General features: G+C 43.9%; 1 protein-coding gene (only partly in view). It reads left to right on the top strand.

Features of this window, described 5'->3' with window-relative positions; all coding sequences use genetic code 11:
• Nucleotides 1–319 precede the first annotated feature (319 nt).
• Nucleotides 320–18841, top strand: part of the annotated coding region (locus AC438_RS14165) for an Ig-like domain-containing protein (RefSeq protein WP_202904771.1) (this coding region is incomplete at its 3' end). 17146 nt of the annotated region lie beyond the right edge of the window; 18522 of its 35668 annotated nt are in view.

The raw sequence follows: 18841 nt of genomic DNA, 5'->3' as shown, positions 1-18841 counted from the left end.
TTTTAAGTAGTGAGGTGATTTTACCACCTCTTCATCGGTGACCAAAATTAGTATGCCATGACAATGCCACTATAGTTATCTAAGGTGCTTGTATGAATAAGAACTGAGAAATAGTATAACGCTAGATCTTGTGGATTGAGAAGACAGCTGTCAAAATGGTGCGCCATAAAATTAGCCTGACTATTTATTTTTTTGAATAGGGTACTCGTTAATTGATTAGTGCTTGGTGTCTTTGTGTGATTAGAAGGCCTTAGGGAAAATGGTTAGCTTGGGAAATAGTTGCAACGGCAACGGAGTTATAGTGCAAAAGGGTCTTGTTATGAAGTGCGTTAAAGGATATGTAGTCAACTTGTTAAGCGGATTGTTTCTTGGGTTGATGAGTGTTACGGCAGTTAATGCTGACACTGATATTCGGGTGGAGTCTACTTTAGGGGGCGGCGGTACCTATACTCAATATTCTCTGGGTTTAAGTGATTGCGATGATTTGGTGTCGGTCGTCATCACCGCCGGTTCAGAGCAAGTACTGCCCCGTTCGCAATTTCGTCCTAGTCGCAACGAGGGCTGTGAAACCGCGTTCAGCATAGATGCGCCAAATTTCTTAACTCCTGAAGTAGCCATCTCTTTTCTCAATAGCTCGTCGACATATAGTGAGTACTACGAGTACGAAGATGTATTGCCATCGATTGCTTTAAATGAAATCTCGATCAGCGGTGATGCGGTGTTGAGTCAATCAGTTAACGTGTCCTTTAACGTTGCTGATAATAATGATGTCAGTTTTGTTGAGCTGTCTATAAAGGGGCTTCGTGCTTCTGCTTTGCGCTCGGCAGGTGGTATTGTTGATATTGCCAGCGAGTCGGCTTTTATTGATGAAAATGTTAAATTATACCCTTCGCCTACAAATCCTAATATTGTTTACGCGAGCTTCCCATTACAGTATTTATTAACGGCCGACATCATAGCGCATGACTCGTTAGTACTTATAGAAGCGACTGTTTTTGATGCCAGCGGCAATAAACGCCACTTAAGTAAGCTTGAGTATCTTGGTCAAGATGTTAACGAAGAGGTGACTGGTTTTTCGGTTAGCCCTAAAAAAGTAGTGTTCACCAACTTATTAGAAGCGGCGCAAATAATACCCACCATTTCTTATGCTTTTAGAGGCGATGTACCTTCTCCGGGTGTGGGGCAGGGCGTAACTTATACATCAGCAGATCCAGCTGCCGTGCTGGTGACTGAAAGTGGTGTGATATACCCTCTGAATGAAAATCTCGCGGCGCCTGTTGATATTCAAGTTTCTCTTGGTGGTCTATATCAAGAAACAATTAGCGTTGATGTCGATGTCAATAAAGAACTTGTAGGTCTAAAGCTTAAAGATCTTGACGAAACCGGTGGGCTACTAACGCTGACAAGTTTGAATAAATACTTTGATATCCCTGAGCTTGTCGGTATTTTGCGTGACAAAAAGACCAGTGAAACCATTGAAGTGCCTATTGCTCATAAACGGGCTGTTTCTTTTAGTTTTGCGGAGGCCGCGAGCGGCTTTGTAACCGCTAGAGGGCGAGAAATTAAGGCTTCTACGCCTATTGATGCTGATACTCCTTTGAATGTGCGTGTTGCCTTAACGAGTAATCCGTTAAAATTTGCCGACTTTACTTTAGCCGCTGTCGATGCCGCACCAACAGTCAAATTAATTATGCCTGGTGACGTCACTGTGGGCGATTCAGTGCGCTTAAAAGTCAATGCGAATGATGATGTGTTAGTCACATCCGCAGAGCTTTGGATGAATGGCGCGCTATTACAGCGCTGGACCGAAAAACCCTACACGATTGATGTACCCACCACACCAGAGCTCATTAAAAGTGAGATGTGGTTTAAAGCTGTCGCGGTAGACTCTGAAGGCAAGCGGATAGAAACGCCGTTGCAGCGTCTTAAAGTTAATGATGAATTAAAAGAGCCCATACCTGAGTATAAAATTGAACACCCCGTTGATGGTGCGAGAATTTTATCGAATACACCCTTTAGGCTGCAAGTTGCACATCGTTTAGGTGAGCCTAGCGAGAAAAATTATAGTAGTGGTATTTCACGTGTTGAGTATTTTCTTGATGGGCAGCGCATTGCAGAAAGTCAGCATGCAGTGATTGAAACTCGCAAAGAAAGTGGCCCCAGAGGAAACCCAATCGATGTTAATTATGAGGTTTGGCGTTCGGATGTCCAAGCTCCTGAAGTCTCCCTTGATGATACGGCATTATCATTATCTGCTCGTATTCACTCGGGGCATTCATTTGAAGATGCGCCAGGGCGATTGATTCGCATTGTACAAAATGAAGGTCCTATTGTTAGTATTACTCACCCTGTTGGTGGCAGTGACGTAACCGTGGGGCAGGTGGTCAAAGTGAGGGCGGATGTTGCCGATGATACCTTAGCATTGGGTACGCAATTAGAGCTACTTGTTGATGGTGAAGTCGTTTCTTCTCGTGAATATAACGAAGTGGCGGCTTTGCTGGGAGATGCGCCGGGTTATCAAGCAAAAAGTTTCACTTTTGATCTTCCTATTGAAGATGAATTACTCGGGCGATTAATAAAAGTATCACTCAGAGCAATTGATTACCATGATCGTCAATCAACCTCGAAAGAGATTGTCTTAAATATTAAACAGGATCAGGCGCCGACCCTTGCTTTTGCTGCACCTACCGAGGGCGCACACCTCACCAGCGGCATTCCTGTAGAGTTCAGAGTCTCAGCCGCCGATGATATTAAAGTCAAGCGAGTAGACTTTTACGTCAATGGCGCATTAGTGGGTAGTGATCAAAACATCCCTTTTACCATGGTGTACGATACGCCCGAAATTACCGGTGACGAGCAAGTGCTCGTGCTGCATGCGGTGGCCGTTGATAACTCAAGCCAAGAGGCTAAAAGCAATGAGGTCAAGGTAACACTCGGTCATGATATTAAACCGCCTGTGGCAAATCTTGCCTCTCCTACTGTGTCCTATACCGAGTCTGGTCAGGACTATTCTAAAGTCACACTCGACAGTAGCTTTTTATTAAAAGTTACAGGCTATGATAATGTTGGTGTGTCTTTTCTTAGCGTTAAAGGGGTCCGTAAAGACGATGTACTAGGTTATGTATTAACGGGCAATATTGGAACAAAAGAGTCACCTGAGACAGCTGATATTATTGAAGGTGATGACTTTTTAGCAGAGCAGTTTTCGGGTGTGCTGAATGCTTTTTCGGCTACTCGCGTTGTGGCTGTCACATCGGAGACAGGCTATAAATCTATTGAAATAACAGTGCGCGATGCTGCAGGCAACACCACCACGTTAGATAGGGTTATTGAAGTCGTTGAAAATGCTAAGCCCATAGTTCGGGATGTACGAACTAACAAAGGGCGATACTTTGCGCATGAGACAATTTTAGCCGAAGTGTTTGCAACCGATGATAAAGGCGTTAGTGCTATTAATGTACAGGCCTATGTCGATGGGAGTGATCTGCCAGCGACTATCAATGGTGAAGACTCGATGACGCTAGATGTTGCTTCGGGTGATTTTTCTGCGCCACTCAAAGAAATGTTGGCGCAGTTTAAGTTAGACCTCTCACAAATTAAAGGCCTAAGTGCAGAAAAGCACCATACCCTTCGTTTAGTAATTAAGGCTGTCGATGTCGATGCACAATCATCAGATCTTTACGAAACAGGCGGTCAGCATACGCTAGGTGATATTAAAGTCATTGTGGATTCGTTAGCGCCTAGAGTATCACTGGTGAATCAGGGTGAGTTAACACGTGTATACCATACTCGCGATTTCACAGCGAATATTAGAGCGGTTGATGAAAGTGGTTTAGCGTCGGTCAATGTTGAATTAGTTGAAACGCGCGAGCAAAAAAAGCTGATGCCAGACAATCAGTTAGTCAATGAAAGTAGTCATGCCCTTACATTTACCGCGCCAGCATCCGGAGAGACAGCTACACTTAAAGTCACTTCAGTAGACCGGTATAACAATACCAGTTCCTCATTATTTACGTTAAGTTTAACGTCAGATAACGCTCCAAATGTAACGATTAGAACACCTGCTAAGCGCTCGCGTTATATGGAGGGTGAGCGTGTCTCGGTGAGTGCTTTGTTAACCGATGATATTGGTGTGACCGGCGCCATTATTGCCCTTGTCGCCGATGGCGCTGAGCAATACCGCAAACGCTTGACAGGTTCTCGTTTTCAAGAGGCTTTTAGTGACGAAGGTATACTGACTCACTCGGTCTTTATGCCTACAGTTATCGAGGATCTGTCTACAGCTTCTTTGATTGTTATTGCGCTAGATGCCTCAGTCGATGAATCAGTATTTATTGATCTTACAGCACTAGATGCCAATTTAATCTCTGGTGTTGCAGTCCACGAGTTGTCAATTTTTAATGATAATGAGGCGCCATCTATTACAATGGCTGAGCCTGCACAAGGGTTCGAAATTTTCCCCGGTACGGCTTTCGAATTTAGTGGTGTTGCCGCTGACAATACAAGAGTGGTAGCAATCACACCTAAATTCAATGAATTAAGTGGTGAGGCCATTACCGATGTAGACGGCAATAATATCGTGTTAGCAACAAAATTTTTTACACGAGAGGACACACTTGATGAAATCTATGTTGATAACCCAGGCACATTTGGACAAATAAAAGTCAGCTCTCGAGTGCTTGTCGATTTTAACGGTAGCGTTAATGTTCCTTTCACGGATGCATTTTTGGTGAAGTACGCCGGTAAAAAATTAGCATTTTACTTAGAGGTGACAGATGCAGGGGGCAATACCTCACGCAGCGAAGAAGTCATCGTTACAATTCTTAAAGATACCGACGCGCCAACGATTAATTTTAAAGCGCCTAAAGATACGCTTTACGGTAATCAGCCATATAGTGTTAATTTCACAGCCGTAGATAATTTAAAGTTAGAGTCATTAGAGTTGTTGTTTTATGCGCCGGCAGCCGAAAGCCCAGAGCAGTTACTGTTTATTGATGGTATTAATGCTAGCACTCGTGCTGTGTTGAGCACGGCAGAGAATATTGAGCTGCCCGATTTAGGCAAGTTTTCAGCAACATTGAATGACGATAAAAAAATAAAATTTGTTGCAATTGCTATTGATACTAAAGGTAATCGAGCCGTTGAAACACGTGTTATTACACTGAAGCCTGATTTGCCCCCAGCGGTTGTGATCAGTAGTGAAGCGCCTCAAACGGCAGCCATGCGAGGCATCGTTGCGCAAACCATTTTTGAAATCACTGATGATCTTATCGATCAGAACTATAACGCAATGGGACTACCGCTTTATACGTCTTTAAGTGGTTTGCCTCAACGATTACCCATGGGGAGCGCTATCGCGTCAAATGCCCAAAGCCAGACCCTTCCTGTAGTGACACTCGATTACCCCGAAGCTCAGGTAACAGAGGCATTACAGTTTGGCCAATTACCGGCATTTGAATTTCATAACCAAAAATTAACCTATGGTGTGGCCGCAAAAGACCTTGCGGCTGGCGTATTACGCTTGGCTAGCGGAAGTTTTGATTACCGCCTGACGGTTGAATCTAAAAATATATGCACATCGAGCGACACAGTGATCGCCGGTACCGCAGCAAAGGGTAAGCTTGATCTTAATGCTTATTTGCGGAGTGCAACCACCAAAATAACGGTTGATTTTGATGACCATCCATTCATTTATTCTGCCGTTATTGCGCGAGCTATTCAAAATAAATTTCAGGCTGACGTAATTACTCTGCATCTTAAAGATAATCAGGCTGTCTCGGGTAAAGCTTTTGTTAACTTTATGCCGGTGCGTGCCTTCAATAAAAATAAAAGTGTATTCCCGTCTGACTTTATTGTTCCGGTCTCTTCGGATTATCAAGATTACAGTGTGCTAGTGCACGTAACGGATTGGTTAAGTCGTGATAACTCTAGGCAGGCCGTGCCTTTAACCGTATTGGCTCAGCATAGATTAATGGCTGATGACGAGCCTCCTTTATTGGCTCAGGTGTCTCCTGCGCAAGGTGTTGCTTTAATTCCTGGGCAGCGTATTACATTAGAATTAGATAATTCAGATAATACAGCCCTAGTTTCGAGTATCGAATTAATCGAGAATCGTACACGTCAGGTACTCAAAACCTTTTTGTCTTACGGCGAAAGAAATACGTCGATGGTTTATGACGTCCCGCTTAATTATCAAGGTGATACGCTCGAGCTGACACTATTAGCTAAAGATCCATCGGGGCGTATTGTTGAACAAAGTGCGGTTTATCCTGTAGAAAGTAATCAAGCGCCTCTGCTCGAGTTTTTGGCTTTTAAGTCGAGTAATCTTATAGCGCCTAATAAAGATGATTTAAGTGATGTTAGCTTTACTAAATCCATTACCAACCCCGAGCGTTTAAATTATGCCGAGTTTTGGGTTAAGACCGGAGGAACGTTTGGTTTAGATTTTGAAACGACAGATGATGCAGGTTTAAGAGAGGTGGTTGTCCATCAGCTCAATGGCCCCGCTACCACTGATCAATACCCTAAAAAGCGCTATCAAAAGTATTTCGAGTCCTCGTGTCCTAACCCTAATACGCTGTTATATAAGCATAATGCGGTCATTAAGTTTGATAACGTAGAAGCTACGGAGTATGAAATTACGGTTGTCGATAACTTTGGGCTTAGCTCTAAGCGTCGCTTTATCGTTAACCCTGTGAGTAATATTGCACCCCAAATCAGAATAACCTCACCGGCGACCGATCAAGATATTGTTGCCGGTGCTTTTGCTATTAAATTAGGTGTCATCATGACTGATGATGCAAAATTTAATAAGGGTAATATAAAAGTATTTGCCAACGGTGTACCGCTTAGTTTTTTTGATTCGCAGGTCGAAGAGAATACATCGGCCGGAGGCCTGCCTGTTGTTAAGCAAATGTTTGATGAGATATACGATCAGTATGAGCGTATTTATAGTGAAGATATTGCTCAGCGTTACGGCACGATTGATAGCCCGTATGCTAAACGCTATAACTATTTTGTGCAGGTCCCCTCTGGTGTCATAGGGCGTGAGCCCGTGACTTTGACCGTCACGTTTACCGATAGTGAGGGTGCAACAGGGCTTCATGAAGTCGTGTATAAAGCGGTCGAGGATAAAATTGCTCCAAGTGCTATTATTTATCGTCCGGATGTAGGCTTTGGAGCGGTAGAGGATTCACTATTTACCGCAGAATTTGCCGCTTACGATAATGTCAAAGTTGAGCGTATCATCTTAGAAACCGCTTATGCAATACGAACTAAATCGGGTGATTTTATTAAAGGAGACTTTAACGCGACAGTAGCCACCATTGGTAATATTGCCCCGCTCGATTATGACCCTATTTCAACAAATAACATTGATACACCTAGATACTCTCGCAAAATCAAGACGCCCACACTCGATGAAATACTTGTAGCGCTTGGTGTTAGCTCGGCATTGGTTCATCAATTTAAGTTGGTGTTACGCGTTACAGCAATCGATGATAATGGCAATTCTTCGATGGTGGAAAATGATATTTTAATCGGCGTTGATCATCCGCCTATTGTTGAAATTATAGAGCCACTTTTAAATGCAGAGGCTATTGCAGGCTCGTCATTGTATGTCAATGTTAATGCTTATGATGATGTCGGTATTGCAAAGTTAGACTTGTTGGCGACGTGCGCGAGTGGCGGTGCTTTTGAATACCTTGGCTCACTGAGTACGCCGCCGTACAATTTTTCTGTGGTGTTACCTAATGAAGGTACGTGTACTAATAATGATATTAAAGTTGTGGTTACCGCCACAGATACTTACGGCGCTAAAAAAACGGATGAAGTTGATATTAGGTTAAAGCAAGATAAGCCCCCCGTTATTAAAATTGCTGCACCGCTTACTGGTGATAGCATCATCGAAGGTGATTTTCTTTTAGTTCAAGTGAATGCGGTTGATGATGTTAAGGTCGAAAAAGTCAATTTAACGATTGCAGGCTTTAATGGCGGTGTAAAAGTGTACAGCGACCTTGTTGCGCCATTTGAATTCTATGTTGAAATACCCTTTGGCGAAGCCGGTAATCAATTAACACTTACAGCCTCTGCTACTGAAAAACGTTTAGCCAATGCACGCACTGTGAATACAACTACGGCGACAGTTGTCGATATTATTAAAGACACTGAAAGCCCAGAAATTGTAGTGATTCAACCACTCAAGCAAGGCGCCGTGGTGGTAGAAGACCGATATTTACCCTATGCGTTAGACATTTCAGATAATGTAAGAGTAACCTCCGTTAAATTGAGATTGTTTGCCGAAGATGGCACAGAGGGCGGCAAGCTTGTACGCCAAGCGCTTTTGCTTAAGCCTCCTTATGAAGGACAGTGGCCTTTACAAAATATTGCTGAGTATTTAGATATAAAAAATGCACCGAGCACACTCGATTTACGCTTTGAAATAGAAGCCAGTGATGGTGTCGGTAATATAACAACAGAAGTTATCGCTATCAAAATGCTGGGTAACCAAGCTCCTCAGGTTACTGGGTTTAAAATACTCGATAATCGAGGCTTTTATTTGGGCGATATTACAGAGATAACCGAAAATAGACCTATTGCCATTAATGTTACCGCCAGTGATTTAGAGTCTGGTGTACAGGGTGTCTCATTGTACTATGCGATTGGTACCGTTGATGCGCTAGACGAGCAATTGAGTTACCGTTTAGTATCGCAAGATACTGCCGCACCTTATTTGTTTCACCTTCGCGTGCCAACAGGTCGGGTGGGCGATACTTTACGCTTTAAAGCACAAGCGACGGATGTAGACGGTTATGAATCAAACTTAGTGCCAGCAGCTCAGCGTTTATTAATCAAAAAAGATGAACCCCCAAAAGCCACCATTATAAAGCCGTACAACGACGGAAGCTTTGTGATTGATGGTAACGATGTAGAGGTGCTGGTAGAAGCTTTTGATGACTTAGGGCCCGAGGGTATCGATCATGTTGTTTTTTATGTCAACGGGCAGCCAGTTCGAGATGTCTATCAAAGTATTGGGGTCGATGAAGGCGCTTATGCACAAGACCATGTATACCGTGCCTTTTTGCCAGCGCCGCAAAGTGTTGATGGGTTTTACGTTCAAGCGATTGCTTATGATGTGTTAGGTCAAGCGGCTGAAACCCAAGTTGTATTAATTGGGCAAATCAAAGACACCGTGCCTCCTGAAATCAATATTCTGACGCCGCCAGCGCTTGATATTATTACGACTGCCAAAACAGTTGTATCGGTTGTGTCTGTTATTGATGCTGGTCGTCCTATATCAAAAGTTGATCAGATATGGCAGCGGGTTTTCACGAATGACATGGGCGAAGAGCAGACGTTATTTGAAAGCAAAGCACTCACTTTGACTGCGAACAATAATGCGAATGAAGTTGATGGTATCCCCCCTAGCGACCCCTCTAACTATTATTTTATTTATAATGCCGACTTTACTGATGGAGATATTTTAAACCGTGGTAGTCAACGTAATGAACGTGTTTGTGCAACCACTCGAGTCTTTAACAAGGTTAGTACTCGGTCAGGTAAAGGTACCGATGATGTAATCATACAAGACGAAGAGCAAGCGCAAGAGACTGTATGTTATGAAGTGGGTTTGCCTATTTCTGAAAGGCGTTACTTGCAAGTGACCGAGGATGCATCTTCGCGCGCGGTGAGTGAAAATGCCTATTACAGCGCATTAGATCGCTATGAATCCTACCAAAAAACGGGTTCATTTATAGGTGCGTGGTCTACCTTTGACCCTATGCGTATAGAAGATGGCTTATTCATTAAGCGTGAATCATTGGGTGATCGGGCGCTAGAGCGAACGGGGTTGTTTCTCTTAGATGCAACAGATGAAACGCAAGGCGGTAATGGCAAGTTTTATAGTTATGACGCGAATGTGGTGGGTAGTTATAATATTTTTGCCGGTACGATTGGTGAAATTAAAGCCGATGAGAACACCGTGTTTGCTGCAAAGTCGGGTGTACTGTATGAAGATGCGCTGGATCAAGACGCTGAACCGTGTCAAGCCAGTGCGTCTCCCTCTCCACCTGGGTGCGATTTTTATAAAGGTTTAAAAAGTACTATCCAAAAAGCCCACAAGGATGATGCCGATACACTGTCGAAATTTATATTTGAGGAAAATACATTAGGCGAGTTACTGATTTTTGTGGGTAAAAATACAGAAGCTGGTTTAGGTTTGTTTCCGTCCGTAAATGGCCGAATCGATTTACCCTTCAAAGAAGTGTACGGCTTGGACCGTAAAGATGATTTGGTCTTAGTGGCTAACGGGAATGGCGGCATACAGGCTATAGATGTCTCTAATTTTTCGGCGCCTTATCATGTGGGTTACATCAAACCCGACGGTTACAGTCGTGATGTTGCTATTAAAGATAATTTCGCTTTTATTGCGGCCTCGCACCAAGGTTTGGTGGTTGCTGATATTGCGGACCCTACATTACCGATTATTAGCGCTGTTGATACCATGGGTATTGCTAACCGGTTAACGCTTGTGGGCGATCGCGTTTTTGTAACGGATATGGTGGGTGATGGTGGTTCATCGCAACTGAATATTTTTGATATTAGTGACCCTTATAACCCACGTATGCAGCATGTAATAGAGCTTAAACCTGCACGCCCCGATTTGGTTAGCCACGGTGCTTATGATGTTGAAGTATCCGGTAATCTCGCGTTTGTGTCTGTTCATTATCGTGATCAAGCATTTCAACCTGTACAGGCCATTGTAGAGGTGATTGATCTAGCCAAAATTGATAACCCTAACAGGGATGCAACCAAGCCGGTTAATGTGATTGCTAAGGCGAGCGCTAGCAATTTTGCCACACGTGGGCTACATGTGAGTGATGGTAGTGTTTTTGTGGCCGCCGGCACCGAAGGTTTTGCTCGCGTAAAAATGCCAGAGCTTACCGTACTAGGGCATGCACCATATGCTGATGAAAGTGATGTGGCGACCGATATTACTGCGATGAGACTTGATTTTTCTGCGGTGATAGAAACGTTAGCGACAGAGTCGTCTATTGACTCTATCAGTGAGTATATTGAAGTTTATGAGGGCGACCCTAGCTTTGGTGCACAAGAGATATCAAATGATTTCACGGTTAAATTTACTCAGCTAGAAAACATTGAAAAACGTAATGAAGTATTGTTACAGCCCAATAGGCCTTTGGTAGCCAATACGCGCTATACCGTTATTGTAAAACAAGGGTTAAAGCCTGTCTCGGGTGACCCGTTAGGTGACGACTATCGTTTTAACTTTATTACTTCAGCGGCAGGTAGTGCACAAGCGCCAGATATTACACAAATATGCGCTGTCGATTCTATAGCCTATGAAGAGGGTGAAGTTAAGTGTATTGCTGCAGGCGGTATTGAAGGCGGTACTAAAGTGCGCATTACGGGTAAAAACTTTGGCGCGAATGCTCGGCTCATTATTGGTGGCCAGGCGCTGATTGTTGAGACTATTAAGCTGGCAGAAACAGATGATGGGTTTGATGTTATCTCGGCAACAACAGTAGCTAATTATGCCGGCCCTGCCGCAGTGACTGTTACAAATGAAGCTGGCTTGAGCAATACGGTTTTAGGTGGTTATATTTATGTTGATTTGTTAAAAATATCATTTATTAATCCCTCTGTCGTAAGCACAACGCAAGCGGGTCGCAATGATAGCTTGTCTATTGTGGGTTATGGTTTCCATCCCGATATCACGCTAAAAGCTTATCGCTCAGGTGATGCCGATCATTGTAAAACGGCAACGCAAAATACAGATCGCTGTGTGATTGATCAGCCCGACCAAGATCGCTTACGGTTATACAGCGCAGAAAAAATGTCATGGCTCGCGCCAGATTTTAGTCGCGATAGCGAACCTTACCGTGGTTTTATTGATGTCGAACTCACAGATCCTAACGGTCGCGCATTTATATTACGCAATGCATTATTTTATGGCCGCCTAACGGTTAACCGTGAATTAGTCACAGCTAAGCGCTTCACTAAAGTAGATATCGCTAAGCGATTAGACGATTTGGCTGAACGCTCAGTCGGTTCATTACTTGAGCCAAAAGACGTTTTAAAATTACCACCGGGCGAAATAGTTGGGTTAGAGGTTGATGAGCAATTAGGTTGGATTTATGTATTAGGCCGAGGCTTGCACGATACCCAGAGCCCTTCGCGTATCACACAAGAGAGTGAAGTTGATAATTTTTATGCCCCAGGCTGGATTAGCTTAGTTAAGTATAACCGTAGTTCATTACACTTGAGCGAGGATGAACTCAGCGCAGAGCATAGTGTTGTATCGAACGGCGTTGCCGATATAGCGCCACGCCATGGTTTAGGTTATTACGACTTACCAAAAGACTTGGTGGCTATTGGTTTGGCTTTAGTGAATGAGTATGTATACGTATTGGCTAAAGGGTATAACTTTCCTTATATTAATAAGCCTAATGAAGGGCGCTCGCACCTATTAATATTTGATCGTGAGACGGCTTTAAATGGCGATGACAGTTCGGTCAAAAATCGTGAAATACGTGTTGCTGTCCCATTAGCAGGTGAAGGTATTCCGCAAACGATTGAGGTGGTTGAAGGCTTAGCTGTGATTAATATGGGGCTGAAAGGTGTCCAGCTATTAAGTTTAGCGGATCCTCTTAACCCTGTAACAGTCGGTAATATAACGCATGGTATTATTAATCGTAAGAATGTTCCGCTCAATGTCTTTGATGCCAAAGTGATTGGCGACTATTTACATATTAATGGGACTGAGGTAGGTGCTAACTCTGAGCGCACACCCATGGTACGCTTGGTGTTTGATATCACCAAGCCCTCGTTGCCGCAAATTTCAGTGGCAAAATGGGGTGGTTTATCGTCTGTTGCCAATGGCTCTACGCAGTTTGTGACTGGCAATGGTCTGCTTGTCGTCGATGCTGAAAAGGGCCAATACCTGCGCGAGCTAGGGCGTTATCAAGAGAATGGTTTTGTCGTGCCGGGTATTTCTTCAGCCATTCAAACACTCGGTAGCAGTGCTGTTAACTTAACGCGTAAAGAGAAAAAGGGTGATTGTGGTTTTAATGTAGGCTCAATTGGCTTTAGTGATGTATCAAATGCTAAGCCTACGAGTACTTATTTGAGTGTTTACGATACTGGCCGCGTAGATAATATTCATTTATTAGATGCTCTCACGGATGACAATGCTTGTCAGTTTCAAGAAATCTATAAAAGCTTTGTTAAGCAAGACCCGCTTGTGTATACAAAAGATGGTTTAGCTGTGTATGCCATTAATAATATTAGCGAAGAAGATGGCCTTGGTTCGCAGTTAAATATTGTCGATACGCTGATTCAAGATTTAGCCTATTCATATCCACAACAAGCAGCAATAGGTATGGGTATTGACCGTGGTGTTGAGTTGTACTTTACCCAGGCAATAGCAGCAAAAACAGATAAGCAAAAAGCGTATTTACGCCAATTTATTCAATGGCGTTCTGAAAGTGATGATGTCGATTTTACTATTATTGCGGATACGGATAACCCACGTCACATCACACTGCAAGCCACTAAAAACTTGAGCGCTAATACAGATTACAGCATAACCTTTAGTGCTAAAGCAGGCAGTCGTAGGACTATAGGGCTATTTGATTATGTATTGAACTTTACGACAGGTTCTGCCGGCGGTGCCCGTGTTGCATTGCACTCGGTGGCACCGGCCTATATTCCCGTTGCAGGCGGCACAATTAATGTCACAATTCGCAACGGCCTAGACCCTAAATTTTATATAGGCGCTAAGCTGGGTACCAGTGAGGTCCTTAGCGTCGATGGCGAGTTTAGTACTTATCAAGTCAGTGCTGCACCCAGTGAAGTGACCGGTCCATCTACATTAAAGGTTGTATCAGCCAACGGTTCTTCGTCTCGTTGGTTGGGTGCATTAACCTATGTTGAAGAAATGGAATTACTGGAAGTACTTCCTGCTCAAGGCAGTTTAAATGGCGGTACACGGGTTCAACTTAAAGGTCGAGGTTTTAAAACCGACTCAACCATAACGGTTAAGTTTGGTGATTACCTTGCACGTAATGTGCAAGTGATTGACTCACAAACCATTGAGTTAATTACCCCTGCCGCTCGGTTAGGTCGCGTTGATGTTTCTATTAGTACCAGCGACAACTCGGTAGGGTTATTAAAGCAAGGCTTTACGTATTTACAACCTGTGCAAGGCGCTATTAAAAACAAGGGCGATACAATCTATGAATTAATACTCGACCCCTCTGGTACTTGGGGTATTGCGGCAGCTGGGGGCAACGGCGTTGAAATTTATAATATTCATGCATCGACTTATACCGGCAATAGTGATGATGTATTAAATCTGGATGATCTTCAGTTTTTAATTGATGAAAATGGCGACGGTTTAGATGATCGATTGGCTGTCTCTATTCAACTGCCCGGTGGCTATAGCGCCGTAGGTGTTGATACTTATTTTGAAAAAGGTCGCGACCGTGTTTTTGCAACGGCAGTACAATTTAGCAAAGAGACAGGCTTGCCTGTTGCTGCGCGCCTTTTTGTTATTTCTGTAGCCTTTGATGCCGATCATATTGTATCGACCACAATTATTAATAGCATTGAATTACCCACCTCTGCCGCTCGTGGTGTCGATGTAAATAATCATCAGGTGCTTGTAGCCATGGATCGCTCGGGTGTTGCTATGTTTGATGGTTATTTACAAAGTAAGATGTATATCGTAGATAACCTATCGTTAAACGATCAAGCGGCACTGGATGTTAGTCATTTACCGGCTTTATCTGGCCAGCCTTCTCGCTTTGTTATTGTTGGTGGTGAGTTTAATTACAGTGAGAATAAACTCGTACAAGCAGAGGCGGCCGGCTCGGGTGGTTTTTATATTGCACAGCATACCAATACCGATGGCCTAAAAGTGATTAGCGAGCTTGATCTGCCGGCATCGCGTGTGAGTATTGCTGGTCATTACGCTTTTGTTGCTGCTGGCGATAGTGGCTTTGTTGTGGTTGATATCACCGATGTTTATGCCCCCGTTATTGTTAGCCGCTTGGCAGATGTTGGGCATGTTTATGATATAGATATTAAAGGTAATACGGCTTATTTGGCACTAGGCACACGCGGGGTGTTGGCTGTTGATATTACACAGCCTACTGCGCCTGTTATTGCTGAGGGCATGGGGTTATTACATCAAGATTCTCATATCGTAACGGTTGCTGCAGGTTTTGGTGATGTCATCAGTGGCGGTCATTTAGGCGATGGCAATACGGTTATTGAAATGACACCTGATGCGATACTAGCGATATTTCGTAGCGAGCCTATCTCTGGGTTTTTAGGCGCCGATGCACAGGGTAAGGTTAAGTTGTCGGTCAGCTTTAATAAATCTATCGATTTACCTGCCGATAATACTCAGTACTTTAAATTGTTGAATCAAGCAGGCCAGGCTGTGCCCCATGATATTGTTATTAACAATAATCAAGCCACCTTGACACTGACACCTCAAGCGCTAGAGCAGCTAGTGGAGGGTGATGGCTTAACGTTGTTTATTCATGCGGGTCTTAAAGTCATTAAGCCGCTTATCGATGGCGGCTCTATTACTCAATTTGAATTAAAGCAAACCCAAGCGATTGACTTTATTTATCGAGGGCTAAATAGTGCGGCTCCTGAAGTACAAGATTTATTGCCGCGCCATGTTGAGCTGAATAAACCGTTATTAGCCACTTTATCGGTACGGAATATACCGGCGTCTTTAGAGGGCGTATCTGTTGAGATTGCCGGCCAACCTGCCGTGATATTGGGTATTGAAAACAGTGCAAATAATGCCGGCGTTGCGATTATCCAATTACAAATACCGGCAATCACTCAGCCAGGCTTGTATGATTTAACGTTAACTAAAGCCACGCAATTCACTTCACAAACTGCGCGTTTACACGGTGCCTTAGCCGTCGACTCACCCATTGCATTACAGCGACTGACCCCAGGCTGGGGACCTATTGGTGGCGGTACGGTGATTGATGTTTACGGTAAAGGTTTTGAGCCGGGCAATACAGTATTTAAGGGTATGCAGATCCGTTTAGGCGAAACCCCGGTGACGGGCGTCACGGTGTTATCGACTCAACATATGCGCATTACTGCGCCCAGAGGGTTTGCCGGTAAACACACTCTAGTGGTAGAGGACCGGTATGGTAATACCGCAACATTAGAGCGTGAGCAGGGCTTTGGTTACGGATTAAAACGATTATCTCAGGTGAGTGCTAATTTTGTTTCACCTTATAAAATTGTTGTAGACCCCGAAACTGGCGTTGCCATCACTAACGGTAATTTATTAAGTAATGGCTATCAGAATTTAATGATTAACGGGGTTAATCTGCCCGAAAATCGTCGAATTGCGAGCTTTGATATTCAAGATGCTTACAAGCCCTTATTTGTCGGCGGTGGCAGCGCGTTGCCTGTGCAATGTGATACCAGCTGGCAATGTCGATTAAAAACGAGCCAATATGTTTTAGGTGGAATCGAAAACCCCACGCCAGAGCAGCAATTAGCGTTAACGCGCTCAAAAGCCGCCGATTTTGTTACAGGGGTCGATTCACTTGGTTTTACCATTAACCGTGAATGGGAAGAGGGTGCGTGGCGTAAGCGAGGTTATATCGCCAGTGGTACTGGCGGCGTTGCGCGCGTTAATTTAGATGAGCAAAACGGCTTTCAATATATTAATGAGGTCGCTTTTAGCGGGCTATTAGCGTCTGATGTGATTAAACATGGGCCGGGGGCTTTGGTTGCACTGAATGCACCTGGCCCACCGCGGCCTGGCGATATAGGTCCATGTTCTTTTGCCGAAGCCACTAAAGGCGCTACGCCACAGTCAATTGTTTCTGTTAACTACACCGATAGTAATGATCCCGTTGTTTATAATGGTTCACTAGGGGCTGGTGCTCATTTATTTTTACAGTCTGATGGGTGGTTATATACCGGCGGTGCCATTTCTAATGTGCAATGGGCGCTTGACGATGACTGTCCTGCATTACCAGAATATTCGGCAGCATCACCCAAAGAAAAATCAGAATCCACATTGTCGCTGGTGAATCTTTTTGATCGCACCCTTGATAGTACATTGTCTTTTGCCGGTAATATTCGTGACTTAGTCCGTTTTGGTGATTATTTAATCGTGGCCTTCGGTAGCGGTGGCGTAGAAATGCTGCACCTAGATCGACCACACGAGCGTCAAATATTACAGATTGATAGCGCCTTACAGTCGGTGGCAGGTCAAGGTATGGGGCTGACACTACACGGCAGCACTTTGCTCATTAGTAGTGGTTCAGGCATTATTATTTATGATTTATCAAACCCTGCTGCACCTAAAGTGGTATCGGCCGGTAATGAAGAGACCATTCATGGCGCGACCTTATATAAAGACCGCTTATTAGCGGTAGCGCGCAGTAATGGCTTACAAACTTTCCAAATACCGGGCAGTTTAGTGGTTTCTTCATCTATTGCTGAGGGCGATTTTTTAAGCCTTGATGAGTCACAAGCCTTTACGCTTTCATTTAACGAAGCCATAAAGCTCACCTCACTTCAAGAAGCCGGCGCAGTCACGGTACACACCGTGAACCCAAACACCGGTCAAACCATGCCTGTGGCTGCTTCTATCGAACCTTATTTATCGAATGACGAAGAGGGTAATAGCGAAGGTGGCAATAACCATGAAGACAAGAACCAAGAGGGTTTTGAGCACTTTAAATTAAACTTTATTCGCTCGCCCGAGCAACCCTTGATTGTATCGGTGAATACCGCGGCTAATTTGCGCGGGACCGGTTTATGGGCGCCTTTTAGTGTGCGTTTTAATACAACCGATGATAATCATTTTCAGCCTAAAATCGAACAAGTTTTAGGTGGCGTTTATAATCGTGATGACGCGCAATCAATCACGATTAAAGGCCAAGGTTTTAGAGCCCAGTCACAAGTGTTTATCGGTAGCTTGCCCGTTGCAGCGCAATTAACGGCTGACGGTGATTTAACCTTAGACTCGGCAGAAGTTAACTTTTTAGATTTGCCAGTAGGTGTTTATCACCTACGAGTCGTCGATGGTCCGTTAATGGACTTTTGGTTGGGCGCGATTGTTGTTGCCGATGAAATCTTACGTGCAACGCCGGAATCATTAGTTGCCACTAATGCTCAGTTTAATATGCAGCCTAATTCAGGTGATCAATTAGGTGGCGTGAAAATTGATATTAACATTAATAAAGATATTTTATTGCCGGGCACCAAAGTTCGATTAAAGTCGATAACAACGGGTAAAGAAATCTATACCGGTTACACCTCGCAAGAAAAAGAGCAAGAAACAACCATTGATTTACGTGATGATGTGAAGTCACTTCGTACGTTTAGCTTTGTATTGCCTGGTGTACCAGAGCCTGACTTGTACCAAGTGTATTTAGATATTCCGCGTGGTGATCTTACACAGGCAGTATTTGTAGGTGATTTTTCGTATACCTTGCCGCAGGGTTTAGGCATTGATTTACCGAATTACCCGCCCATGCGAATGAGTGCGGCGCACATGGAAGGCGATCTGTTGTATGTGGGTATTGATAAAGGGGCGAGTAATCAATTTAATCCCTTTGTTATTGACTCCGGCTTTGAAATCTATGATGTTAAAATTTGGGAGCGCCCAATACGTTTGACGCAATTAGCACTTGAACAGCCTGTTCATGGCTTAGCGGTATTAGATAATATCGTATATTTAGCCAATGATATTGACGGTGTTCGTGTGGTTGATACAGCGGATAAAACACAGCCGCTATTGGTCGAAACCTCTGCGACACCA

The organism is Marinagarivorans algicola (assembly GCF_001292705.1).
Classification (GTDB): Bacteria; Pseudomonadota; Gammaproteobacteria; order Pseudomonadales; family Cellvibrionaceae; genus Marinagarivorans; species Marinagarivorans algicola.
This window is presented reverse-complemented; position numbering and strand designations above follow the sequence as displayed.